We start from the raw sequence: 25,140 nt of genomic DNA, 5'->3' as shown, positions 1-25,140 counted from the left end.
AATAAAATAAGTATCGATAGGCTGCGCAGAGATGTAGATCATAAGCTCATTTATTAAGGAATAATCAAATTTGAGTTTGCTAGCGTATCTAATTGGTTAACTTCATCGATTTCAGCTAGCAGTTTTTTCATTTCAGAGGGGCGGCTGAGATTTTTATGAACGATATTTCCTGCTGGATCAATTAGTACGTAGCGGGGAATAGCATTTAAGCCGATCTCCTGTTTAAATTGCTTGTACAAAGATTGGGATATCATCAAGTGACAGCCTTTCAGATCATTGTTTACAATATATTTTTCCCATTTGATACGGTTTTCGCGATCATCAATAGACACATATACATATTGCATATTTCGTTTCTGAAGTTCTTGATATAAAATTGAACTATGCTTAAATTCCTGAATACAGGGATTACACCAGGTCGCCCAAAAATCAACCAACAGATATCTACCATTTGCGATCTGCTCAAAAAAGGGTTTGATCTCCTCCCTCGCTCTACTCACGCCCATACTTTTATGATTGGGCATATTGTAAAAACATAATGTCCGCGCGGTATCCGTAAGATCATGTCCCTCTTGATAAGTAACTGGGTTTTCTTCGTAATGCTTTAACAGAGGTTTTAAAAATGCGCTACGAGAACTTTCAGGAAAAGTTCCTACAAATAACTTAGCTCCTTTAATAAAATTAAATTCGGGAGACTGATGCTCATATTGCCACATAATACCATTGAACGCTCTATTTTCAAAGAAATTATTTGGTAATATACTCGATTTGGCATATGGCCCAAGTAAACTAAACTTACCAAAATCGTTAATCCCACTATCTCGCGCCAGCTTATTTATATAGTCAGTTAAAATATAGTTGTCAACTACGGTCATTTGAAGAGAATCTAAATGTGTTTTTCTCACAGATACACTATCTGCAAAAGATTGTCTTTTAGCAAAAACGGATTTTTCATTCTCTGGGTTATGTCTATTATATACAAATATAAGCCCTACAAAAAGAGCACGATCCGCAAGATTGCGTTCGGCTATTTTATAAAATGTACTATCAATTTTATCTCGGGCTAACAATAGATCCAATGGTTTGATAAACTTATGATACATATTGAACGTACTATCCAAACAAAGCTTAGTATCCATCGTATCTTTGTTTAAGACTATGAAATCAGTTATTTCTTTCAGTGCTTTTTTTTCCCAGTATAACTGTTGAAAAATTGTATTTTCTGTTGCTAATTGGCCGTTAAAACCGGTCTCTATCTCACCGAGACTTCCCACATTGATTATCAACTCTGTAGTAAACATTGGTTTCACAAAAAGATAAATTTCTTTAGAATCGATCTCAAGTAGCACCATAGTTGGCATTCTGAGGTTAATTTTTGTTTTAAAATGTCCTTTTGAATCTACTTTGACCCTCTCTTTTATATATCTATTGAATTCATATCCATTATGAGGTGGGAAAATAAATAGCTCATTGCTGAGTAGTTTCTGGCTTTTCTTGTCCAGCCCCTTGCCATAATGGACTGTCCCCGAAACAATAGCTTCGGATGACTTCTGAGCCATACTAAGAAAAGGTATAAAAAGAATGAACAGAAATAGGAAATAATAAATACGATTCATGTTTACCACATTATTGGATTTAACATTATTATTACGGCACGGCACGAGCCGTGCCGTAAGTTTTTATTTCAGTTATTCAACTTCAGGCTCGGGTCCCTGTTTCACACATGAACAGCTTCCTGTACCACCGTCAAAATAGGATTGTGCGTTAGCCGCTCCTGTTGCTCTTGTTTCACTCGGAGCAGAGATAGTATAGTGAAGACCGCTACCAACACCTGGACATGAACAATTGTACAATGCCGTTGTAGTAAATCCACCTGTTCCACCTAACACTTCTTTCAATTGCTCTTTAGACAATTGCTCAACTTCATTAACTTGAAGATTTTTCAACGAGATTTTTTTCATAATTTTGAGTTTTAAATAATGATATAATGTTCACTCACTCCTGAACATCTTAAGAGGGCCTTTCACAGGGAACCTTCTGCTTGCCCGAGATCGTTTGCAACCGGCTCGGGCTTTTTTCTAGAAAAAATATTTTAAATCAGAGAAATCGTAGCTCTCCGGTAATTCTTTTCCATTTATAAAAAATGTAGGTGTAGCTCTTATTTTCATTTTTTCACACCATTCATGCATAGCTATAGCCTTGTTCGTTTGTGTTTTAAGTTCACCATTCATTGGATATTTAAGCGAAAAATCGTCGTAGTTTTTTTCATCCGAAAGATACCAGTCATCTAAAGCTTGATGCAAAATTTGGGTACCGTCGCGCTCTTCAATGGCCAATAAATGTCGAACTGGAGCGCTCCTTTGATCATCATCTGCCCCAGTAGCAGTAAAAATGATACGGACTCTAAGGTTCATATTTTTCTTTATTAATTCCTCCAATTCCAAATGGGCCCTAGAACAAGGTCTACAATAGGGATTACAAACTTTAATTATCTCGTCAGTTGCCATTGGATTTCCAATGATCAAACCTAACCCATCTGCTGATATGCTCAATTTTTCACTTTGGTTTAATAGGGAATTAAAAACAACACTGTTATAACGCAAACGTTTCCAGCGCATTTCAAACTGATGAGAATCATTTGAAAGTTGGAACATAGGTATCAAGAAATAAACACCCATAAAGATTGCTGCTGACAAAAAACACAGCACAAATACAAGATAATAATCATACGTACTAATGGCGCTCATCGAACTTTTGAAGAAAAATATACCGCAAAACAAATTAATAATGAGCAGGAATTGAACAGCTAAACATAACGGACACCACTGTTTTATAATTCGCCATTGATAATAAATCGAAAAAAGAATATAAGGGCTTATTAAACTGGATATAGTAGACCAAAAATACAAATTAGAAGGTTGCTTAGCGAAAAATATCATGCTAAGAAAAAATGTTGTAAAATATGTGAATCCCCACGATGACCAGCTTATTCCAAAGAATTTTGCCTGATTGGATGATAATACAGCTTTACAATTTGATTTTTTGCCCAAGATACCACAAACCTCATTTACAAAAGGATTATGGTTATCAACCTCTCGCACAAGCAAGAGAAAAGAAATTATCAATCCAATAAAACTAGTGAGGATGAAAACTACTTCTATCAAGGTAGGCCACGAAAACCCATCTTTAAATTGGTAGATTACAGACCATAACACGGTGCTTGTCAATAAAAGGATCGGTATAGATTTTGTAAAAATGCCTCTCCTTTCATTTTGCAGATTAATTTTGTAGTTTTCTTCATCCTTTGCTGCGTCAAAATCAATTAAGAGAGCGACCCCTGTGTCTATTTCATTAAATTCATCAATAGACAGTTCTACAGCTTTATTTATCTCAGGATCAACAAAATTTATTTTATCTCCATCTATCGCATCCACAACAATAAAGTTCGGGTTTGACCAACCTTCCCTTTGAATTGTACAAATAAATGGCGTTTCAAAATCGGCATAGGAAAAACTACCTTTTCTTACTGCAAGCGTTTTCACTCCGTATTCTTCGAGGGTTTCCTTTACTGTTAATAATGAAGGATAATCTATGTGTTTTTTCACCTTCGCAGTTAAATAAGAATCTGTAAAGTTTACTTTTGCCTGGATCAGCAAATGTTTACAAACAAGAAATAGGTTATCTTGATGGATAAATTTGGCAAGGCCTAAAAAAAACATAACACATAAAATAAGTCTATTAACACTAATTCATTGGGATACCAAAAAATTATTAACTGAATTTCTTAGAATCTTTTTTTATATAAATATTGGTTAGCACATTAGAAAACAAATACCACAAACAATCGTATAGTATTATTAACTCTTTAGCAAAAAGGCGACGGTGAACAGTAACCGATCACATACATAACATTAATACAATTATATTAAATAATCGTTATAAAACAAAAGCTGTACAATAAAAATTACCAATAACAGGGAAAAATAATCATAAGTAACTATTTATCAAATAATAAAAAAATAAAAAGGTTATGAAAAACGCTCCCATTATCTCCGTATGGAATTAAATTCCCCTCTCAAACAGTACTTAAAATTTATGAATAACTAAAATTTATTGACGTCCCCTTAAACGATGCAGTAGATTAAGACGAGACGCAATTGCTTTAGCCGCACTTATTATTGTGATGAAAACCATACATCCGTTCCTCATCATCTCCAGGGCTAAGACTCCAGTAAGGTAGTTATGCCTAGCGAAACTGATCAAATCAAAAAAGCTAATTGAGCGCCTAAATCAATCAGTTGATTTAGAGTCAGTCCCAGCGCAGAAGATTTCAAAAAAATATATGATTAATAGATCTTTCTAATATTATTGATGAACTGGGTCGTTTCGGTACCGCCTTCAAATGCATCAATCTCAAATGCATTGGTTGCAGATCCGGTAAACTTTAATATGGTGCCTTTTCCTGTTCAATAAGTTTAGCGCCTTCGAAAACAAAGTTTAACGGCAGACTATAAGCGATCGTACCGATTGGTAAAAACCCTTCTATACCTTTGCTTGCCTTTAGATAGTCAAAAAACACAGCTAATCGAGCTGCATTATCTGTAAGTGAGGCACTAACACCAAAATAAAGGGCATTGGCTTGTTCGATAAATTGATGTTCCAGGTTAATGCCTCACGTTTCGATAATACTCCCACCGTTGTCTTCCAATAAAGCTGTACTCAGTGAGTAAATAATGGGTACTGGGGTATCCCCTTTCTCGTAATAGCCTAGTAGCTGTACTCCTTCATAAGTTCCGTTTTGTAAAGCTATAATTTCAGCAACAGATAAGCCTCGCATAGCTGCCATAGTTTCTTTAACTAAAAATTGATTTGCCATATTCTTTTGTTTTTATGTGTATAGCAAAAGTATGGTTGCTAAGAAGGGTATCCGAGGAAAACAAGATGTATGTAAGCGGTATGTGGGAGATACCGAAAAGTCGAGAGTTGAAATACGAAATCACATAGATATAATATATTCTTTTTAAATTGTAGAGGAAATTGCGAAAAACAATGAAATCAGTTTTCACCTTAAAATACATATTACATAATGGAGGCTGGGCCGCTCTTGAAATTGGCAATATAGAAAAGACTGTCACACTCAATATTTCTTTTTTTCACGATTCGTTGAAGGAATTGGCACAATCTGCCATTGAATTAAGAACTAGAGGTGAAAAATCAGTTGTTTTTATGGATGAACCTGGCGAGCATAAACTTATATTGAAAAAAAATGGCTCTGGCATTTCCTATGAACTCCGATGGTACAAAGATTGGGCTAGTTGGAATCTCATAAGTGAAGATAATTTTGAGACCGTGCTTTCGGGAACTACTACCCTGCCGAAATACATTAATTTGGTACGGGAGAATCTGATAAGAAGATGGAATGAGGAAGGATTAGAAGGCTATAAGAAAAAATGGTCTAAACATAATTTCCCCTCAGTGAATATGAACTGCTGAAGGATAACCAGTTTTAATGATGTTATATTTAGAAGCCTTAGATCTTCTGCGCCAGAGGCCCATCTTTAGTCACTAGGCTGGACCAACCAGGACAGGATCCCTCTTTTAGCTTTGCAATCAATCTGGACGCTAGAAATATATTGGCCACTATTTCTTCACTAAAATCCCAGGTGACTTCAACAGGCGACCATGCGTCGAATGGTTCAAGATTCTCCTTGACAAATTCCTCAGGATTTAAAAATGGGAGATTTTCCTTACTATGCCATTCAGCTTCGTTCGGAGTTGGAGCAATATTATACAACCATATATCTCCAACTATTCTTTTCCCTCTCAATAAGTATGCATAACAGACCTTACCGTCATCTTCGATTAATACCGAGAGTTCCGGATGATCATTTGATACATATTTTGTTAAACTTCCCATTGGTTGTAGATTACGGAGTCTCTATGTATATCAAAAATATCAATTTCCCTTTCCTCAAAAAAGTCCTTTAATGATTTTTCACCATTATTATTTAGAGTTAATGTATAAGATTAGTTCGTCTAGAACAACATTTTGATGAGTGGAAAATGTCTTCGAATCCCACCTTTTTACCAATTCACCTTTTTTACATAAGTTTGCTCACTTGGACCAATTTGTTCCATATAATAATCTTTGAGTGATATTCGTACCCTTCCAATAGGCCGTTTGGATCCCAATTCTATTTCTTCAACACTATTAAAAGAAGTGTGAGCCTTAATGAGGAGAATATGGCGCATATATTCGCTACTATTACACATTTATCAACGCTCCAAAACTGAAGAGTATCGGTGTATTTTATATTCTCAAAGTATCGGTTCGTATTTTAAGTCTATGTTGTAAAACATACAGAGATACAGAATTAACCGAAAATCTGCATCTCTGTTTATTAGAAAATGAAATCTATTTTATAACAAAAAATCTATAACACAATCTCTATCAATCTTTTGTATGTAAAATGGATCATGTGTGAGTTTAAAAAAAACACCATCTTGGTCAAACCCTAAAAAATCACCATCTTCAAGCTCTTTCAAATGATAATAATCTTTTCCATTAATATTAGATATATAGATATCACCAAGATTGACTAATTTTAGTTCTTTTGCTGTTAAGATATTTTTTACAATTGAGTTTCCCTCATTACCCCATAACTTTTTCTTTACTTGAGAAATATTGATTTTTTGATCATCAAATTGAAACGAGCCCTCCTGTAGGTCAGTGGAGTATCCCAAAAATATATCATCAGCGAAATATAGGATTACCTCTATATTACGATTTTTACCTAAGTCTCCTATTACCAATCCTTCAACTTTAAAATTTTCTACTAACTCATTTTCGAATTCTTTATAAAATGCAACAGAGTACATGCAATTAATCAAATTGGGAATGTCAGATCGATTAATACCTACTTCATCTATAAAATCCAATTGAGCAATATAATGTTGATAACCATTTTCCAATAGTTTAAATACCTGTTCCAAGGTTATTTTTTCCCAGCTTTTTAATTTTCTATGTGTTTTTTTAAAGATATTGAACATAATTATTTATTAACTTTATAAAACCAATTATACTTTTTAAATAGACCAACATCATCTTTCATTCCCTGTCTCAAGAATTTAAATCTATATTTATCAATTATAGAATGCTGAATAGTATTGAGTTTCCATATATTGATTCTGTTATGAAATAGCCAATATTTCCGATAATTCCATGAGATATACCGGAAAAATTTAATCAAGGAATATTAGCAGTTAAAGGTATCTGTGAACAATCATAAATGCGGAACTAAGTCTACGTTAGCATAATATCGTATTACATATTCAACTAAGAAGATCTTAATAGCCCCAACCTATTCATAAAATAAAACACATAACAGGTGACAATTGGTATTCATTAAATGGCTAATTGTCAGTAATTAAATGTAAATAAATACCTTTATTTTTTTATTCAAAATATCAAATTTTACACATTTGTGTAGAAAACGTTTTTACCGTTAAAAAAATAATATTTTGGAATTGGAATATCTATTGTAACTATCGTTGGTCCATACAATGGCTTTAGAAAGTTTAAGTTAAAACTAGTTACGTTTCTATTCCATACATATTTGCTATATCAAGATATACCTTAGCCAGTTCCAAGTTTTTATTAACCCCAATACCATAATAATAGCATCGTCCAACCTCGTAAATAGATTGCTTCTCACCAAGTAAAACAGCTTTAGAATAAAATAAGAAAGCCTTTTTCGTGTTCTTTTTTACTCCAAAACCGTTTTCATAACAAACTGCTAAATCGAAACAGGCCATTTCATTATTCTGAAGAGAGGAGTTCATCAATAGTTCGACGGCTCTCGTATAATCTTTTTTGACAGTTTTCCCATATAGATACCATGTAGCCAATGCATACTGCGCTTTACTATTATTCTTATCTATTGCTTTTTTTAATAATTCAAGCGCACTTGAATCGCCCAATTCGGTATTTTTGCTTGCTTCTGCGAGAGCTTGAAAATATAATCTATCTCCTTTTGCCATATTAAATAATTATTTTTTTGGAGGCCAAGGGCCTTTCCAATTTGGAGGTCTTTTTCTTGGAGGTAAAGATTCTCCTTTTTCTCCTCCCCTATCTACTGCTTTCCTAGACTGTCCTTTTTGATACTTGCCGAGGGTACTGGGACGCGCTCCTTTGGTGTGTTCAGCAGAAAAGAGATTTTCGTATTTCCCTGAAAATACATTGTTGAAGCTGGTACAGTCTATAAGATACTAACCGATTCCCTCCCTTTCCATCACAATGTAATTTATTGCATTATTTTAAGATCTCGAAATACCTTTTTGGTAATTTCCTTCCTACAGCTGGAAAAATCTGATCTATTGAATTTACGGTCCTGTATAAGTCGTGTCGCGAAGAAATACACATTTTGACCAGATTCAAGGTATCCTACCCACCACCCTGTGTTCGTATTATGCTCCCTTGTCCATCCAGTTTTTGACCGTATTATAAAGTCTTTTTCTTTCTCTGTTATCATTACCTTCTTGACAATATCCATGCTTCGATCGGAAAAAGGCAAATTCCCATCATATAATCGTTTCAAAAATTCGACCTGATTGATAGGAGAAATACCCATTGCTCCAAAATTCCAAAAATCTTCTCCTTTTTCAGTGAGATCGGCATTTCCATAGCCGGATTCTCCTAAAAACTTTTGGTAGGTAGATCTGTCTATTTTCTTTGCAAGCTCAATAAAAGCCCAGCCTGCAGATACCTGAAAAGCTTCTTTTACTGAAATATCTCTGTAGATATCTGGGCGATAGCCATATTTAATGGTATCTGTTGATCCCGGCCATTTCACCACAGCATTTTCATCTTTGACCGTATTTGTCTCTAACGCGATGAGCATATTGATAACCTTAAACGTAGATGCAGGTACACTTTCAATCTTGGAATCCGATGTATCGGATACAAACCAGATGTCATTTCTATTATCATAAATAGCTATAGTCCCTCTTACCCCACATTCCTCAAAATATCCCTGAATATTGGGCATTACGATTTTCGTACCTGTAGAAAATATCCCTTTTGTCTGTCCATTTACTCCAGAAACATAAAAGGCAGCTACAAACATCAACAGTGTAATTCTTAATATCATTTTTATAAAATAGTTATCGGAACCGAAAAATTCTTACTGTATTTTATCATTCAGTCTTCTTTTCAAGCCCACACAGGATAAGTTAATAATATTTTTCTAAATCATTACCTTTGAACCATTATGCTGCAAGTAACCTGTGCGATTATTCAACACGCCAATAAAATACTGATCTGCCAACGGTCGGCTTCAATGAAACTTCCATTGAAATGGGAGTTCCCAGGTGGCAAGATCGAAACCGGAGAATCTAAAGAAGAATGCCTACACAGAGAAATCAAAGAGGAACTCCATATTGATATTAATATACATAGCGCACTAACGATGGTAGAGCACCACTACGCCGACTTCTCGCTGCAGCTCTACCCTTTTGTATGCAGCCTAGAATCAGGAGAAGTAAAAGCGCTGGAACATGTGTAAGCAATATCGATCATCTCCGTTGTGTGCCAAAAGTTGTAACTGACATGAGGAAATGTTTGATATGTGCTCCGTCTTGACCGCCAAAAGTGAGGAAAAACCAAATATAAACGAAACCTCCGCCCATACAGCAACTAGTTTTTCTTTAGAAAAATATTTTCATATTTTTTAGGACATCTTTTCATTTCAACCGTCATTATATTATATAACAAATATTTTGTAACTTTATTAAAAACTGATTAAGTAACTTTATGAGAAGATTCCTTTTATTAATCACCACTATTATGGTGATAATTGGTTGTAAGGACCAAAGCGACTCATTTATTGAAAACAATAAGGTAGACGATATTAGTTTATTACGAGCTGATTTTGAAAAGCAGACGGGTTACGACCAAACAAAGGTGTACCTGCTAACCCCAGCATTCAGAACTAGAATTAATTGGGATAAAACAGTTGAAAAACATAAAGATACTGTTTTAATTGCTGTATCTGTATTAGATACTGTACATTTTCCTTTCGACGGCCTTCAGGTAGATTTGAAAAATCATGTTATTTTAAAAGCCGTACGGAATAAAGACTCAAAATGGAACTATTCGACAGTTACATTTGTTCCCACAGATCTCTCGAAAGGTTATTCTGGTCTAATTATTTCCCGATCGTTAAAAAAGGGTATTGAGAAAATTGACTATTATAATGAAGGGTCTATTTTAAATAATGATAACATTATACGCAGAAAATTTGCAGTTTCAGCTTCTAAAAATGCTAATAAAGCCAGTGCGGGTCTGCGAGCTGGATGTATCTACGGGTACGTAAATGGATACGTTAATTTTATCAGTTGCGATAATTATACAGGGACCGGTGGCAGTTCTAGCCAAGATACATATGGTGATCCTGATGATTTTGAACAAATGCCAATTTTTGATGGGGAGGGATCGCCACCGTTTTCGGAAGAATACTATTCCATTACAAATAATGTGAAAAATCCTTGTTTAAAAGGTATGGTTGATGAGGTCATCAATAGGGATATTGTATTTAAAGCTAATGAAACGTTGAAATCTATTTTTGGTGCGAATGAGAAAATTAATATTATATTTAACGAAAGCACAGAATTAGAAAGCGGTGTAAATGGCAATGCAAAACCGACACAAATATTTTATGATACAGAGGAAAAGATTTCAAGCATAGATGTAAGTGTTAATTTAAACCTAAACACTCTCCCTAGCTCCTCACAAGAGTATATAGCAACGGTAGTAGTGCATGAATCTATACATGCTTATCTAGATTATAAAGGATTTTTATATAATACCAGCCAACATGACATTATGCTGAAAAATTATGTTGGTGTGATTGCAAATTATCTAGTGAACAATTTTAACACCCCTGTACAAGACGCTTACTCGGTTGCATTTGGGGGGTTATATGAAGCATTCCTAAATAGTGTAAATAACCAAACATGGAGCTCGATAGAATCACAACTAGGAAATAAATTACCATCTTTGAATGATAGATCTAGAATCCTAGCTGACTACGAGCTTGGTTACAAAGGAAAAAAATGTCAATAAAAACTATAAATATGAAAAAACTTTTTTTAATTACGGGACTGTTTTTATTTATCTCTTTAACTGTTTGTGGACAAAAGAATGATGATTTTCCATCATTTGAAAAGCTGTATTCTAGTCTAGCTGTACATTTCAAATATCCTGAAGAGCTTAAAGACCATTGTATTCCAACGATTACGTTAATGAAGCTTCAATTTGACAATGAAGGCGAAGTACTGGATATTGTGTTCTCTGATAGTGCGCACCCTTTATTTGTTGACTATATGCAAAAAATAAGGAATGATCTTGATTTCAAGAGTATTTATATAGATCTCAAAAATAAAGGATATACTTCCAAAACAGTATTAATACCATTTCAAATTGATTCGGAGAAGATAGGAGAATGTATATCGACAATTTCATCCTCTGATCTTAAAAAAGTTTATCTTTTTTCGGGAAAACCATCTTCTGGTGAGTATTTTCTTTATCCATATATTTATTTCAAGATTGTGGTAGGAAGAACTAATATTTAGATATAATCGCCTTCAACTATGAAGGATATGACTATATTTTGTAAGCAACCTTAGGGTGTATGGGAAATATGAAAATGAGGACATGGGCAATAGATAACCAAATATTTACTAGTTTATTAATATTCGGACATTTTAGCAAGAAGCTCTGGTTAATCGGGTAGAAACCCTGATTTCACTTCTTTGTACGCGCTACAGCTTTCTTTTTTTGCGGTTTTGGAGGAGTTTTAATTTTTTTCTGAACCGCTTCCTGCCGTTTTCTCCATGTCAGGATCTGCGGATCTTCATAAACCGGGAGACCTTTGTCGTTGAGAAGCCCCATTGATTTAGCCAGGCTGAGACTGAGCCGGGCAGATTTACGGTTAGCCTTCTTCCAGATCTGTTGATCTTCCTTTATATCTTTTTCATATGCGTCGATGGCCTGCTTAATAACGGCCAATTCTTTTTTATAATCTTTTAGCTTTCGATAAAGGATCATTAAGCGATTGTATGCCCCGGCCTGTAATGGGTCTTTGCGTATAACTTGGCTGTAGCTTTTTATGGCATCTTCGGTTTTACCTTCAAGTTCCTGCAATCGCGCCTCCTTTAGCAGCTCATTTTTGGATTTCCTACTAGCAGCCATATTTATTTTTTATCTTTCAATACAATCCAGACCGGCGCATGATCGCTGGCTTTTTCCCAGCCCCGCACCTGTCGGTCGATCCCGCCTTCCAATAGCAACGGAGCAACGACTGGGCTTAAAAGGATATGATCCAGCCGGAGGCCGGCATTTCGACCATATGCATTACTAAAGTAACCCCAAAAGGTATAAACCTGCTGGTCTTTAAAAAGCGTCCGTATCGAATCGAGCCACCCTTGGCCGATAAGCTGTTTAAACGCTTTTCGGACTTCAATTCTAAAAAGGGCATCTTCTATATATTTTTCCGGCTTGTAGACATCCTGTTCCGTAGGGATAATATTGAAATCACCAATAAGAATAACAGGCACTTCCATTTTTATAAGCGCTTTTGACCGTTTTATTAATCGCTTTATCCAGGCCATTTTATATTCAAATTTAGGGCCGAGATAAGGATTGCCGTTGGGTAGATAAAGACAGCATATTAAAAGTTGATTGACGATAACCTCCAGGTACCGGCTATGGCTATCCTCTTTATCACCAGGTAATTCCCTTGTCACTTCGGCAATTTCAAATTTGGAAAGGACAGCTACACCGTTCCAGCTTTTCTGCCCATGCCACACCGCGTTATAACCAGCGTCGTTAATGGCTTTTAAGGGAAATCGTTCCTGCGGGGCTTTTAGTTCCTATAAACAAACGATATCCGGCGACTCCTCCTTTAACCAGCGAAGCAATACGTTTAGTCGCCCATTAATACCATTGACGTTGTAGGTTGCTATTTTCATTTATAGTTATTTCAATTGTCATCCTTGTTACGGTCAACCTCCAATAAAAAAAAGCAATTCGCTGATAGCGCGTTTATGCCACTGCTCCGGCAGATCACCTTTGATATAAGCCAGGTCTTCATCTAAAATCAGCTGGCAGCCGTCCATAGTAATACGAGCATATTGGCCGCTCTCCCCCTCCCTGCCAACTTCGAAATCAAAATATTTTTCAACTCCTTCCCTATTGGTCACCGGGATTCCTGTAAATGTGGTTCTATCTGTCATATCATTTCTTATTATTTTTAGATATTTAGAAATCTCTTCCCTACTATTACCGACCTTCTCAATTGCTGCTTCGACTTCCTGCCGCGATACCCCAAGTTCTTTTGCGATATAATCTACTTCATACGATTCGCCAACGGCGACCTGATTGCGGTCTCTTGCGTCCTTTTGATTTTTATTGTCTTACATACAAAGCGGTTTTTTGAATAGAACAAGCGCCAACACATACAGTTTGATTGTTTTGAGATATTAACGAAACAGTTAATATTCGACAACTAAAGGCATGTGGTTTATGTTTACCTGAAAAGTCGTGTGATGAAAAAGATGCTTGCCCATATAAGCCCGATGCTTTGTACCCCCTTATAAGCGGATTTTCCTATGAGATACACAAAGCCAAAGATGGAAGCTGGTTGAAAGCATCCAGAAATCACCTGACACATGATCCTGCCTCCTATCTTGGTGTTCAGATATCCTGGGTACATTTCCACTTTTCATTGACAGCACTGAAGTTTAATATGCGGTACTCGAAAACAAATAAGTTTGTTATTTCTCAAATCCTCCTTATCGAGTTCTAGCTGGAAAAATTCATGTATGCCTATGATCCTACCGGAGCTGCAAATCCTATTCCTTATATTGAAGATGCACTTTTCCTAGTAACAAATATATCTACCAATACATGAGAAGTATAAACCATGATTTCTTTTCGTTGGGTGGTGGGAAGAAAGCATTCAGAAAACTATCTGTTTTGCTTAAACGTGGGGTTTATAGTACTAAGGAATATCAAGAATATGAAGCTTTTCTAATTGCGGAGGCCAAACGATTAAACTGCGAAATTTCTACTATGGAATTAAGCGACAATGATTTTGATTACAACGGCTTGATTGGTAATCAATAGACAATTTATCTTCTTTTTACTCTAACAAACAAAAACTACAACAATGCCAAATGGAACTGAAAAAAAAGCAGGATTAAGCTGTCCTCGCTGCAATGAGAGTATTTTGTTCTCGATAGCCAATCTATTGTATTGAAACTTTATCGTTTGCCCCTATTGTCAATTGAGAATGGAAATGAATGTACCCTCAAATATCAAAGAGCAAACTCAGAAATTAGATTATAGCCATGCATCTCACCCTGGACGGCTTGTTTTTCATTGCGAGTTATTTTCTCTATACCAATATCAAGCAACAGGCTATACTTCAGAAATAAATCTCCCTAGAGTGACAGAGCATTTTTATTCGATCTTAAGCAGCTCTCTGAAAAAGAAATTGTAATAAACGCAATACTTTTTTTCCTCCTTACTGGATTTCGAAATTCATCTGATACGCAACTATAATATATTATAATAATTATTATTATATAAAAACTTGTATATTGTATATAGTAAACTGAATTATGAGTGTTGCAATAATTACTTGTGACAAGCCGTTTTAGCCAACGTTATATATTATAAACCTTATGCCAAGTATAAAACTGCAGGAGTTTTTAGATGAGCTCAAAATTGCTGACCTGCTCCAGAAGATAGAAGAGTCAACAAGCTTCCTTCAAAAACATGAGGGTTTTGCAATGATTGCAGAAAAATGTTGTGATTTTATAGAAAACAATCCTGGCCAACTACCTGACACAATTTTTGTTGAGCTCATGACTTTTATACAAGCCAACCATAGTAAGGAGTTTTCTGATACCTTTTGTTTTCATTTACTCACTTACATTTTTACTGAAAATTCTTTACCGGTTTTCACAAAATTATCTGCCTATATTTTTAAGGAAGACCTGATTCAAGCTAAAAGGAAACTGTATAATATATTTCCGGACTTAAAAATCCCGGAACATGTCTATACGGTCTTTCGCAAGGTCATTTTTGGGCTGATATGTCAACAAGATCCTCTAAAAGCTCTGGATTTTCTGATGGCATACTTTAAACCAGATGGAACTTATGGCGATGTTATTTTAAATAGTACCGAATTAGCCCAACTTTTAGAGGACGCATCTTCTAAAATCGGGAAGCCGAATATCTATAAATTGGTATCTGACCGAATGCCAAGTTCTGAAATTTTCGCCCCATTTGAAGACCCTTCTTTTATAACTAATCAGCTTAAGTTTTTTATAATGAAATTTGAAGAGGGCAATGGTCAAAATTCAATCAATACGGTCCGATCACCAAGGCAAGCCCCTTTTGTGAAGTCATTATTCAGTGACCTCACAGCTGTTCAGCAAGGTAAACAATATGTGTTCAATGAAGCTTTCCGACAATATTTTAATTTCTTTCAATTAAATACTGGTAACCGGGAATTATTGAATTTAGCTTATAACCGATCAAATAAAGAGATTGTTAAGGTCATTTCAGAAAAAATCGGAGTTACGAATTTCGAATTGAATGGGGCTTTTTTTAATATTCAACCTTATGAGGAATTTGTAGATGAATTTACTTACCGGCAATCTCCTGTTAAACTTCGTCAAAACCTGATTGAAGAGTTAATGAGGTCATTTGACCGTGCTATAGCTACTCACATAGCAAATACCTGTATAGATTATCTGGTTATGGTTTATTATAAGGTCTATACTTTATTGGATAGACAGTTGCTCCTTCCCCTAAGTGAAGATCAGAAGCATAACTGCATCGAACTATTGGATAATTACAGAAAGTCGCACCCTGAAATTGAGAGTCAGTTACTAGTTATCGATTCGGCTCCTTCACATGACCAATTAATAACGGAACTGGCCAAAAAAATAAATAATATCGAAGAAATAATTCTTCTTCAAAGGTTTTATCACCTATCGGCTTTCAAGGTCAGTGAGCAGGTGAAGATAAAATACAAATCAGGAGAAGAGGAAATAACAAATTTTATAGCAAGTATTCCATACCGGTACCATAATCTTCTGATTATTGACCATAGTATTTTCGACGCTACAGGTTTTTGTTTTTTACAAAGGGAACTTGATTTTCACCTTGACCTATTGAGCAATAATATTACAGATCTATTGTTGAGGAATCACCTGGATACCTTTGGATTATTTTCCTCATTGGTGTTTGAAGGCAGCGTGGATACACTTTTCGAGAAAGCTCTTTTCGTTCATAATCCATCATCGGCACTGAACCTTCAACTTTACAATGAAAATACAAGTCCATTAAATCCTTTCATCCATCACTTGATTACCCGTACAAATGTGAGCGGAGAAACAAAGTTAGATCTGGTATCCAAGTTTGAAGATCATTTATTCAGTGATTGTATCTTTCTGGAAGACACAGAAGGTAAAATTGAACTTCTGAATCAAGTTTATCAACAATGCTCGTCTATTGTATATAACTCTATTATCGAGAGCCGATTTAATGGAAATGCTGCCGAACAGACCAGTCGGCTTAAGATAACCCCGACGCCTGGGGATCTGGAATTCTGGTATAGTGATGAACAGCGTAAAGCAATTAGTGATCGAAATGATAGGCGCTCGGGCTTGATCAGGTACCATACCCAATTACAAAATGAAGCGAATTCGAGAGTGGAGGATTTATTACATTTTCTACCCAATACGATTGGAATTACCGCCTCGATCATGCCTAATGTTAGTCTTTGCGACTTTAAGAGTAAGAAAATTTTTAGCGTAGTACAACTTTTTTCCAGCATGTCCCCTCATCCCTGGTATGTAAAAAATGTCTCCGAAGTAGATGAACCGTTGCTGGAAACTATTTATCTCTTGATTAAAAGTCATAACAATTTTCTCAAGAAATACAGTGTTGACCTTAGTGATTTAACTAAAGCCGGACTACAGTTTATCGCAAACCTGGCGAAATATTTAGAAGATGATACAATAATTGAGAGTAAGTTCCTGCGCCATTGTCAGACACTCACTGATGTCACTTTTTGGGGCAGTTGGAATAACTATCAGGCTCCTGCCACTCCGGTTTTTGAAAGGAAAATCCGAAATGAGTTGTTTAAACATAAGCTATTAATGAACAAATATTTTTTGTCCTCTGAAAAAGAGTTTCTTAAAACGCTCATTGGTCCCAAATTTCAACTCGCCCCCAATTCTTATAATATTTTGCTTAAATATGCTACCAAATTGGGGGATATGGTTGTGGATGCGCAAAAAGATGCAGTAAGTAGATTTAATGCTCAATTTGAGCCTATGCTTGCCAAATGGAATAAAGATTTCTTTGTCTCCTTTACTATAGGCATGGGCGAACAATCTTACTATATTTTCACTTTTAGCTATGAAGAATACAGTATATGGATTCCAATGGTGGAAATAAAAAATTACAGATTCCCTACTTATAATTAAACACGTCGAACTTCAAAATACACAATTATGCAAGAGCTAACATTTGATCTCTTTTATAGCCCAATTTATTCCCTTGCGGCACCGATATATTTTACCTTAAGCAATCAATCTAATGTAGACAATTCTCTTGGTGTTGTCGGAGGTGTAAATGTTCAATTTGATGCTGTACTCGCTGACCTGAATTTAAATCAGGTTGGAATTATAAACATTGACAATTATAATTTAGGTGGCACGATGAACACTACCTTAGATCTGGTTCCGTATGAGCAATTAGCTGCTACTATCGGTTCGGATTTTGATCTCATAACCGCCAATCACAACGCAATAAATGAAAATCTACAAGGAGTTATCGGAGATCCTACCGTGCTATCCTGCAGAGCCATCGCAAAGATTGGCGTTACAGAATTTCAGATATGGGCAAACAGCTGCTGTGCTACTACTCCGGAACCCAGGGCAAAAGCGGCTTTTTGTGCTTTAGCACAGAGACTAAATGACCAATATGTTAAAAATTCAATTGAAGCTTTTACCTATGCTGGTTGTAAGTATACCGTCCATGTCGTAAAGGAAGGTTCAAAAGAAGTTGTCGAACTCTATGTTGAATGGATTAGAGACGTGAATAATAGAATTGATGATATCATGCTTTGGCTCAGTTTTGTGAATACTGCAGAAGGCATGATCTGGTTGACCAATGAAATTAGTCGTCAATAATTTTCAAAGAGGTTTTCATGATATTGTTTTGCTGGTCAGGTTGTCCTTACAAAATAAAAACAGTAATCTCCCATAATTATCATTATGGGAGGACCATGCCAATAAACTAAATCGTAACGACCTGAACTGATATAGTTTTTTAGAATAAAAAAACTACTTGGAAAGTAATTTTTTGAACCTAACTTCATTTTCCAAAACCTTATATTGCGGCTTCAAATTACCATCTTTATAAAACTCATGTACAACATCTTTATTTCTTTCATATAGTATCTCTAATATATATAAGGCGTCGTCAAGCTTGTCTTGATTCAAATATAGGTCTACTAAAAGCAAATTATCGGCTCCTTTTTCAAATCCTTCTTTTAAATACTGAATTGCTAATGAAACATTTTCTTGTTTATTGTTAATTTTTGAAAATTCTACATAACAGATTCCTAAAAATTCATACGCTCTTATGTGTTCAGGGAAAATTTCCAACATATTTTTCAGCTTTTCTATAGCGATATTATAATTAAAAGCTTTTTCGTGAACTGAATGACTAAAATGGTTGCCTCTCTCCAGATAAGCTAACCCAAGATTATAATGAATAATTGAATATTTCGGATTTAACTTTATCGCTTTTTCTGCATTCTCAATAAAAACAAAGCGCTTCCCTCTAACAGGCAGAGGAAAGAAACATAAACAGTTATTTTTAATAACTATCATGCCTTACTTGATACCTTCAGATGGGGTAAGATCATCTCCGTTGTGTGCCAAAAGTTGTAACTGACATGAGGAAATGTTTGATACGTGCTCCGTCTTGACCGCCAAAAGTGAGGAAAAACCAAATATAAACGAAACCTCCGCCCATACAGCAACTAGTTTTTCTTTAGAAAAATATTTTCATATTTTTCAGGACAATCTTTAAATTCAACCGTCATTACATTATATATAAATATTTTGTAACTTTATTAAAAACTGATTAAGTAACTTTATGAGAAGATTCCTTTTGTTAATCACCACTATTATGGTGATAATTAGCTGTAAGGACCAAAACGACTCATTTATTGAAAACAATAAGGTAGACGATATTAGTTTATTACGAGCTGATTTTGAAAAGCAGACGGGTTACGACCAAACAAAGGTGTACCTGCTAACCCCAGCATTCAGAACTAGAATTAATTGGGATAAAACAGTTGAAAAACATAAAGATACTGTTTTAATTGCTGTATCTGTATTAGATGCTGTACATTTTCCTTTCGACGGCCTTCAGGTAGATTTGAAAAATCATGTTATTTTAAAAGCCGTACGGAATAAAGACTCAAAATGGAACTATTCGACGGTTACATTTGTTCCCACAGATCTCTCGAAAGGTTATTCTGGTCTAATTATTTCCCGATCGTTAAAAAAGGGTATTGAGAAAATTGACTATTATAATGAAGGGTCTATTTTAAATAATGATAACATTATACGTAGAAAATTTGCAGTTTCAGCTTCTAAAAATGCTAATAAAGCCAGTGCGGGTCTGCGAGCTGGATGTATCATCGGGTATGTAAATGGGATGGTTAATTTTGTAAGTTGTGATAACTATACAGGGACCGGTGGCAGTTCTAGCCAAGATACATATGGCGATCCTGATGATTTCGAACAAATGCCAATTTTTGACGAAGGTTCTGTAATTTGGATCACCCCGAGCAAAGATGATCAGGATATCATTGATTCTTTGCGGAGATACCCTTGCGCACAGATGGTATTGGCAAAATTACCTAATTTAGAGAATAAGATATCTGAATGGTTGAGTAATACGTTTGTTAATAGCGAGACATATAACATCACCTTCAGGGCGAGCACGACACTTGCGGATACTACAGATGGTGAACATTATACTGGAAATATCTCAGGAAAAAACCAGTACATTACATTAAATGGGAATATGCTTAACACAGCTTCTCAGGAATATATTGCCGCAACAATGTTTCATGAAGCTTTGCACGGTTTTTTACATATGGAAAAGTTACGTCTAGAAGAAAAGGGGACGCCCGAACAGTTTGGTGTCCTATACCCGGGAATAGTGCCGACCATGATCGCAGGTCAGCAAAAGTTTGTACTGAATCATAATGCATACGGTACATTACTTGGGGATTTACAAAAAGCTATTCAAAGTTTTAGTCCCAATATTAGCGCTTTTGACGCAATGGCACTTGCAAAAGGTGGAGTTATTAATTTAAATACAGTCGAAAAATCAGTCAATTATGCAAATAAAAAGGGAAATGCGGGAACAACTTGTAATTAATAGACTTTTGGGAATTATTATAATTTTGTGCGTTAATCTTGTTAATAGCCACGCACAGACAAAGTATTTTGTTCTGGAGGATAAATCAGAAAATTATGTAAGTCATCATTTTACAATGTCCGCTAAACAGCTGTATGGAGTTGATGCAACAGTCGAGTGTTTTAATATACTTTATGACGGTTATCCATCAGACAAAAGAGCATTAAAAAAAGACTACGATCAGAACCTGATTTTATTTTCGGTGCTTCCAAATGTAGAAGGCGGACTAACTTGGAAAGAAGTTGCAATGGATTCCATTCAAAAGTCCATAATACCCTTTGGCAGTTTAAATAGATTATTTGAGGCACATACCTATTCTCTATTTTTCGAAAAATACGATGGTAAAACAAAATTTCTGAATGACTATAAAATTATTGTGAAGAGGAATGGAAAATTCTATGTTCCAACATTCTGTTTATTGCAATTTTATGCAATAAGAAATCGTTCCGAAATATTTACTAGTCCATTTGGAACTATAAACACATATCTAAATGATCTTCCGATTCTCGAGATGGAAAAGATATATAAAGATCGATATCCATATAGTGATTTTCCGCTATTCGGTATAGGCGAATCCCCCTATAGGCTTCAATCTTTTGATCGTCTAAGAGACCGTAGGGAATATTTGTCTAAGAAGATACACTTAAAAAATAATGATACCGCCTTTCAGTTCTGGACATTCACAAACTGGTATGAACATCCCCAAAATTATGAAACAGAAAGAGGTATTGATCGCTTTGTTTATTTGCCTGGCAAAGGAATTATTGGCGGGTCTTTTGATTTCTACTTTTACTTCCATAGAAAAAAGTTGCCAATAAAATATGTGGATTTTATGAATAATATCAAAGAAGAAAAAGTGATGATCTCAGACATTTATTAGTAAAAGCAAAATCCCACTGACGAAACCCTCCAAGTTTCCGGTGAGTGGGATTTTTAGATAGATATAGGGCAAATTATAAAGGTAAATGTAGGGTGCTCGAAATCTTCTCTTACCAAAAGCGGAGCATCTTATCTTTGTCGACTTTGAGCGTAATCCTTTTAAAATCGTCCTCATTAAAGACTTTATGCTTTTCTGTTTTCGCAACATATCTGCTCTTTATTTTATTTATTGCCCATTTCCGAGAAATCGTTGATCAAATCCTAACACGGAATCGCCTAATTAAACTTAATAATACCATTTTTAGAAACTGGTACCGTAAGAGACGAGTCCAATATAGGAGAAGAATTCGTTGAATATTACTGGTAAAGAAATTATAGTAGCCGGAAGGGTGATAAATATCTACCGAGTTTGCCAATGCATATTTAAAGACGTTGTTAATATAACTAAAGCAATTCTGGGTCTTCAAACCGTTGGCACCAAAGTAACGTACATTAACTTCGCCAATGAATTTGTGGATGAGTTTAATGCTACTTGCAACAATGACGCTCCCACCATCTTCTGGCCTTGGATCATCGAGCGGATCAACATAGTGATAAATAATCGGTGCTGGGGTATCTCCTTTCTGATAATAACCTAATAACTGAACTCCCTCATAAGTTCCGTTTTGTAAAGCTGTGATTTCTGTAGCAGATAAGCCCTGCATAGCCACCATCGTTTCTTTAACTAAAAATTGATTTGCCATATTCTTTTGTTTTTATGTGTATAGCAAAAGTATGGCTGCTGAGATGGGTATCTGAGGAAAATAAGGTGTATGTACGCGGTATGTGTATATCGGTTATTCTGGGCCAAGCCTATCGCTTGAATATGGGCCACCCGTATCGGTGATTACGGGCCAGTAATTATAAGATTATTTTTTCACTTTTCTCATAGACTCTCCAGACAAAGACAATCTGTGTGCACCATGCACGAGTCTGTCCAGTATCGCATCCGCTATAGTTCCTTCTCCAATAACTTCGTACCATGCACTAACAGGCAATTGAGAGGCGATTATTGTAGACTTCTTATTGTGTCTATCCTCAATGATCTCCATGAGTAGATCTCTCTGTGGCTTGTCCAAGCTCTGCAGGCCAAAGTCATCCAATATCAAAAGATCCTGTTTTTCGATTCGTGCGATTTCTTTGAAAAGCGAGTTGTCCGCTCTGGCCGAATGGAGTCTGGCGAATAGTTTAGCAGTATTATAATAAGCCACCCGATGCCCCATAGCACAAGCCTGATGGCCCAAAGCAGAGGCTACATAGCTCTTACCCACACCAGTTGGCCCCACTATGAGAATATTCTCCTTCTGCTGGATGAACTGGCAACAGGAGAGCCTTGTCAGCAGATCCCGGTCCAGTTCCCGAGAGGCCTGATAATCAATATCAGAAAGATTTGACTGATAACGGAAAGCTGCCGCCTGAGTGAGCCGGGTGACTTTTTTGTTGGAACGGTCCTGCCATTCGGCGTCGACCAGGATGGTAAGCAGCTCATCGGGAGTCAACTGTAGATGTCCCTGTGATTCGATACTGCTGCGATAGGCCAGTAACATGCCATGCAGTCGCAGGTCTTTCATTTTTTCAATGGTTTGTTGTACGTTCATATATCTGTTTATGTTAAGAATAATAAATTGCTCCCCGCAGGTTTTCATGAACTGGCAGTGCAGGAGGTTCGTCCGCTAAGTCCTGCTTATCGAGTCCCTGTTTAAGGATGGATTCCAGTATTTTGTAACCATACTGATCAAATGCCATGGCACGGTGACAAGCTTTCTTTAGTCGTTCGATTCCGTATGTCTTTCCCAGACGTTGTATACCCCAGCAGGATCGAAATGCCTGTTCAGGATGGGGACGCCTGGCGAATACTTCTTCCAGATAACGGTGGATCATCGTATCCTGAGACTTCCCCCAGTAAAGAAAGTTCTCTACACTGCATTCCTGCATGAAGCGATGGTTATCGGGCATGTGGCCCTTATGGGTGGTATAACCTCCACTTTTACGGCTTCTGATATGTGAGGCTATCCGTTTGCTCTGATGATAGACCTCCACGGAGATCTCGTTGTAGCGTACATCAACCTTTTTACCGATATACTGATATGGTACGCTGTAGTAATGGCGATCATCACTGAGAAAGATATGATAGTTCTTCTGTACAGTAGCAGACTTGTGTACCAATAATGTAAAAGGCTGTGCCGGCAATGGGGATAGAAGAATCTTTTCGTGCTCTAGGAACAACTGTTCACGGCTAGTTTGCTTTAGTTGGTACTTTCGCTGGTTATATGTCTCCAGCAAAGGACGGATCGCCACATTGAGGGAATGCAGGTCGAAGAACACCCGGTCTTTCAGATGAAAACAGATACGTTGATAAACCAGCCTGACGGCATGTTCAACCAATGCCTTGTCTTTGGGTTTATAGGCTCGTGTGGCTATTACGGCTGTTCCGTAATGCAATGCAAACAACTTAAAGTCACGGTTCAGCTCCGGTTCATAACGATGGGAACGGGTGACCGCAGACTTTAGATTGTCGGTGATGATCAGCTTTGGGACACCACCTATGAACTCTAGGGCACGCCTCATACTGCCCAGAAAAGATGCTTTTCCCTGACTTTCGCTAGCCTCAACATAGGTGTACCCAGTGCCGGCAAGAACGCAAACAAAAAGTTCTACCGGATGCAATTCGCCCGACGCTCTGTCTGTCAGGTTGAGACGGTCGCCAGCATAATCAACAAGGAGCTTTTCGCCCATCTTATGATCAATATGCATAGTGGCGTGCTGCACTGCAAAAGCTTTCTGAACATGTTCCTTGAATTGTGTGTAACCGTAACCCTGCGGATAACGCTCACGGTACTGTTCCCAGATGTTGAGGTAAGTAAATCCAGAACTTTGCATAGAGCGCTTGAATGCTGGAAACATATCGGACAGTTCCTGGTACACATCCGGTTTAATGAATACTTTCGGCTGGGGCAATACGGACGCAAGCGACGTTTCATCTAGATCTTCCAGTTCGGAAAAATCTTTTCCCCTTGCCTTCAGATGAAGTACATATTCATTGACTGTCTTTCGGTTGATGCCCAGCAACCTGGCGACGGAGCGATTACTCTCCCCACGGGCTTTTAATTGAATTATACGTTGAATATCTAACATATCTATGCGGTGACCAGCCATATCTTACAGAGTTAGTGCTCTGCAAAATAATACTTTGTTTAAACTGGCCCGCAATCACCGATACAATTGGACCTATATCGCCGATACGAATGGCCCGTTATGCACCGATATATACACGGTATGGGAGTGATACCGAAAAGTACTTATTAACTTTGGATAATAAATTAAAAGATCAAGATCATATTATGTGCAATAGAAAAACTATTTATTAACCAAAAGGGGCATATCAAAATAGCTATTTTTATATGGCCCCCAATCAATTTTATTTTACACTTGTCCAGCAGATATATTTTGTTTAGATCTACTGGTAATGAATACTAACCTGGATTATCCTATTTAATATTCTCCATCTTTTATATCTTATCACATTATTTTGACATATGAAAATTTAATGAATTTAAAAAGATAAGCTATAATATATATATCAAAAGTTACCAAAATTTCATTTCACATAGAATAATTTAGTAATTATCCATATATTT

The 25,140-nt window shown here is 36.3% G+C and carries 23 protein-coding genes and 2 pseudogenes; 9 read left to right on the top strand and 16 right to left on the bottom strand.

Annotated features, from left to right (window positions below; translation table 11 throughout):
* Positions 1 to 53 precede the first annotated feature (53 nt).
* From LC454_RS13665 to LC454_RS13650, 4 genes are all read right to left on the bottom strand, one after another.
* Entirely contained in the window at positions 54 to 1,559 is a 1,506-nt protein-coding gene (locus LC454_RS13665) for a TlpA family protein disulfide reductase (RefSeq protein ID WP_223583050.1), read from the bottom strand.
* Between the two features lie 129 nt (positions 1,560 to 1,688).
* Positions 1,689 to 1,961 (bottom strand): hypothetical protein, encoded by a 273-nt coding sequence (locus tag LC454_RS13660; protein ID WP_223583049.1) that lies wholly within the window; start codon positions 1,959 to 1,961, stop codon positions 1,689 to 1,691.
* Positions 1,962 to 2,078: 117 nt separating this feature from the next.
* Entirely contained in the window at positions 2,079 to 3,719 is a 1,641-nt protein-coding gene (locus LC454_RS13655) for a vitamin K epoxide reductase family protein (RefSeq protein ID WP_223583048.1), read from the bottom strand.
* A gap of 953 nt (positions 3,720 to 4,672) precedes the next feature.
* Positions 4,673 to 4,846: a hypothetical protein gene (locus tag LC454_RS13650; RefSeq protein WP_223583047.1), complete on the bottom strand. Its 174-nt coding sequence runs from the start codon at positions 4,844 to 4,846 to the stop codon at positions 4,673 to 4,675.
* 203 nt (positions 4,847 to 5,049) lie between these two features.
* Here LC454_RS13650 and LC454_RS13645 point away from each other — a divergent pair, with 203 nt between their 5' ends.
* The gene (locus LC454_RS13645) at positions 5,050 to 5,493 is read left to right on the top strand and encodes a hypothetical protein (RefSeq protein WP_223583046.1); all 444 of its coding nucleotides are present in this window, start codon (positions 5,050 to 5,052) and stop codon (positions 5,491 to 5,493) included.
* Positions 5,494 to 5,530: 37 nt separating this feature from the next.
* Here LC454_RS13645 and LC454_RS13640 read toward each other — a convergent pair whose 3' ends face one another.
* The 4 genes from LC454_RS13640 to LC454_RS13625 all read right to left on the bottom strand — a co-directional run bounded on the left by LC454_RS13640 (position 5,531) and on the right by LC454_RS13625 (position 9,047).
* A complete protein-coding gene (locus tag LC454_RS13640) occupies positions 5,531 to 5,917 on the bottom strand; it encodes a hypothetical protein (RefSeq protein WP_223583045.1) in 387 nt (128 codons plus the stop codon).
* Between the two features lie 503 nt (positions 5,918 to 6,420).
* Positions 6,421 to 7,050 (bottom strand): hypothetical protein, encoded by a 630-nt coding sequence (locus LC454_RS13635; protein WP_223583044.1) that lies wholly within the window; start codon positions 7,048 to 7,050, stop codon positions 6,421 to 6,423.
* 543 nt (positions 7,051 to 7,593) lie between these two features.
* Positions 7,594 to 8,040: a tetratricopeptide repeat protein gene (locus LC454_RS13630; RefSeq protein WP_223583043.1), complete on the bottom strand. Its 447-nt coding sequence runs from the start codon at positions 8,038 to 8,040 to the stop codon at positions 7,594 to 7,596.
* Positions 8,041 to 8,303: 263 nt separating this feature from the next.
* Positions 8,304 to 9,047 carry a penicillin-binding transpeptidase domain-containing protein gene (locus LC454_RS13625; RefSeq protein WP_410528660.1) on the bottom strand — a complete coding sequence of 248 codons (744 nt, stop codon included), beginning with the start codon at positions 9,045 to 9,047 and terminating at the stop codon, positions 8,304 to 8,306.
* A gap of 222 nt (positions 9,048 to 9,269) precedes the next feature.
* Here LC454_RS13625 and LC454_RS13620 point away from each other — a divergent pair, with 222 nt between their 5' ends.
* The 3 genes from LC454_RS13620 (at position 9,270) to LC454_RS13610 (ending at position 11,631) form a co-directional block, all read left to right on the top strand.
* Positions 9,270 to 9,563 carry a (deoxy)nucleoside triphosphate pyrophosphohydrolase gene (locus tag LC454_RS13620; protein ID WP_223583041.1) on the top strand — a complete coding sequence of 98 codons (294 nt, stop codon included), beginning with the start codon at positions 9,270 to 9,272 and terminating at the stop codon, positions 9,561 to 9,563.
* 248 nt (positions 9,564 to 9,811) lie between these two features.
* On the top strand, positions 9,812 to 11,122 hold the full coding sequence (locus LC454_RS13615; protein WP_223583040.1) for a hypothetical protein: 1,311 nt from the start codon (positions 9,812 to 9,814) through the stop codon (positions 11,120 to 11,122).
* 11 nt (positions 11,123 to 11,133) lie between these two features.
* Positions 11,134 to 11,631, top strand: coding sequence for a hypothetical protein (locus LC454_RS13610; RefSeq protein ID WP_223583039.1), 498 nt, complete (start codon positions 11,134 to 11,136; stop codon positions 11,629 to 11,631).
* A gap of 172 nt (positions 11,632 to 11,803) precedes the next feature.
* Here the strand turns inward: LC454_RS13610 and LC454_RS13605 are convergent, their stop codons facing one another.
* The 4 genes and pseudogenes from LC454_RS13605 to LC454_RS26645 form a co-directional block, all read right to left on the bottom strand.
* Positions 11,804 to 12,250, bottom strand: a complete 447-nt coding sequence (locus LC454_RS13605; RefSeq protein WP_223583038.1) for a hypothetical protein — start codon at positions 12,248 to 12,250, stop codon at positions 11,804 to 11,806.
* 2 nt (positions 12,251 to 12,252) lie between these two features.
* A pseudogene (gene xth, locus LC454_RS13600) lies at positions 12,253 to 12,918 on the bottom strand (exodeoxyribonuclease III); the annotation flags it as partial.
* A 144-nt stretch (positions 12,919 to 13,062) separates the two neighbouring features.
* Complete coding sequence (locus tag LC454_RS13595) at positions 13,063 to 13,293, bottom strand: hypothetical protein (RefSeq protein WP_223583037.1); 231 nt, start codon at positions 13,291 to 13,293, stop codon at positions 13,063 to 13,065.
* 27 nt (positions 13,294 to 13,320) lie between these two features.
* Positions 13,321 to 13,455: pseudogene (locus LC454_RS26645) on the bottom strand (DUF3606 domain-containing protein); the annotation flags it as partial.
* A gap of 499 nt (positions 13,456 to 13,954) precedes the next feature.
* On the opposite strand from LC454_RS26645, the gene LC454_RS13585 reads away from it, so the two are divergent.
* From LC454_RS13585 to LC454_RS13575, 3 genes are all read left to right on the top strand, one after another.
* Positions 13,955 to 14,185 carry a DUF6904 family protein gene (locus LC454_RS13585; RefSeq protein ID WP_410528659.1) on the top strand — a complete coding sequence of 77 codons (231 nt, stop codon included), beginning with the start codon at positions 13,955 to 13,957 and terminating at the stop codon, positions 14,183 to 14,185.
* Between the two features lie 560 nt (positions 14,186 to 14,745).
* Positions 14,746 to 17,565, top strand: coding sequence for a hypothetical protein (locus tag LC454_RS13580; RefSeq protein WP_223583035.1), 2,820 nt, complete (start codon positions 14,746 to 14,748; stop codon positions 17,563 to 17,565).
* A 27-nt stretch (positions 17,566 to 17,592) separates the two neighbouring features.
* Positions 17,593 to 18,273: a hypothetical protein gene (locus LC454_RS13575; protein ID WP_223583034.1), complete on the top strand. Its 681-nt coding sequence runs from the start codon at positions 17,593 to 17,595 to the stop codon at positions 18,271 to 18,273.
* Between the two features lie 153 nt (positions 18,274 to 18,426).
* On the opposite strand, the gene LC454_RS13570 is transcribed toward LC454_RS13575, so the two are convergent.
* A complete protein-coding gene (locus tag LC454_RS13570; protein WP_223583033.1) occupies positions 18,427 to 18,978 on the bottom strand; it encodes a tetratricopeptide repeat protein in 552 nt (183 codons plus the stop codon).
* A 301-nt stretch (positions 18,979 to 19,279) separates the two neighbouring features.
* Here LC454_RS13570 and LC454_RS13565 point away from each other — a divergent pair, with 301 nt between their 5' ends.
* Both LC454_RS13565 and LC454_RS13560 read left to right on the top strand, forming a co-directional pair.
* On the top strand, positions 19,280 to 20,545 hold the full coding sequence (locus LC454_RS13565) for a hypothetical protein (protein ID WP_223583032.1): 1,266 nt from the start codon (positions 19,280 to 19,282) through the stop codon (positions 20,543 to 20,545).
* A 115-nt stretch (positions 20,546 to 20,660) separates the two neighbouring features.
* The gene (locus LC454_RS13560; protein WP_223583031.1) at positions 20,661 to 21,464 is read left to right on the top strand and encodes a hypothetical protein; all 804 of its coding nucleotides are present in this window, start codon (positions 20,661 to 20,663) and stop codon (positions 21,462 to 21,464) included.
* Between the two features lie 253 nt (positions 21,465 to 21,717).
* Here LC454_RS13560 and LC454_RS13555 read toward each other — a convergent pair whose 3' ends face one another.
* The 3 genes from LC454_RS13555 to istA all read right to left on the bottom strand — a co-directional run bounded on the left by LC454_RS13555 (position 21,718) and on the right by istA (position 24,637).
* On the bottom strand, positions 21,718 to 22,206 hold the full coding sequence (locus LC454_RS13555; RefSeq protein WP_223583030.1) for a hypothetical protein: 489 nt from the start codon (positions 22,204 to 22,206) through the stop codon (positions 21,718 to 21,720).
* Between the two features lie 165 nt (positions 22,207 to 22,371).
* On the bottom strand, positions 22,372 to 23,100 hold the full coding sequence (gene istB, locus LC454_RS13550; protein WP_223583029.1) for an IS21-like element helper ATPase IstB: 729 nt from the start codon (positions 23,098 to 23,100) through the stop codon (positions 22,372 to 22,374).
* A gap of 13 nt (positions 23,101 to 23,113) precedes the next feature.
* Positions 23,114 to 24,637, bottom strand: a complete 1,524-nt coding sequence (gene istA / locus LC454_RS13545) for an IS21 family transposase (protein WP_223583389.1) — start codon at positions 24,635 to 24,637, stop codon at positions 23,114 to 23,116.
* Positions 24,638 to 25,140: the final 503 nt, after the last annotated feature.

The organism is Sphingobacterium sp. GVS05A (assembly GCF_019969845.1).
In the GTDB taxonomy this organism is placed as follows: domain Bacteria; phylum Bacteroidota; class Bacteroidia; order Sphingobacteriales; family Sphingobacteriaceae; genus Sphingobacterium.
This window is presented reverse-complemented; position numbering and strand designations above follow the sequence as displayed.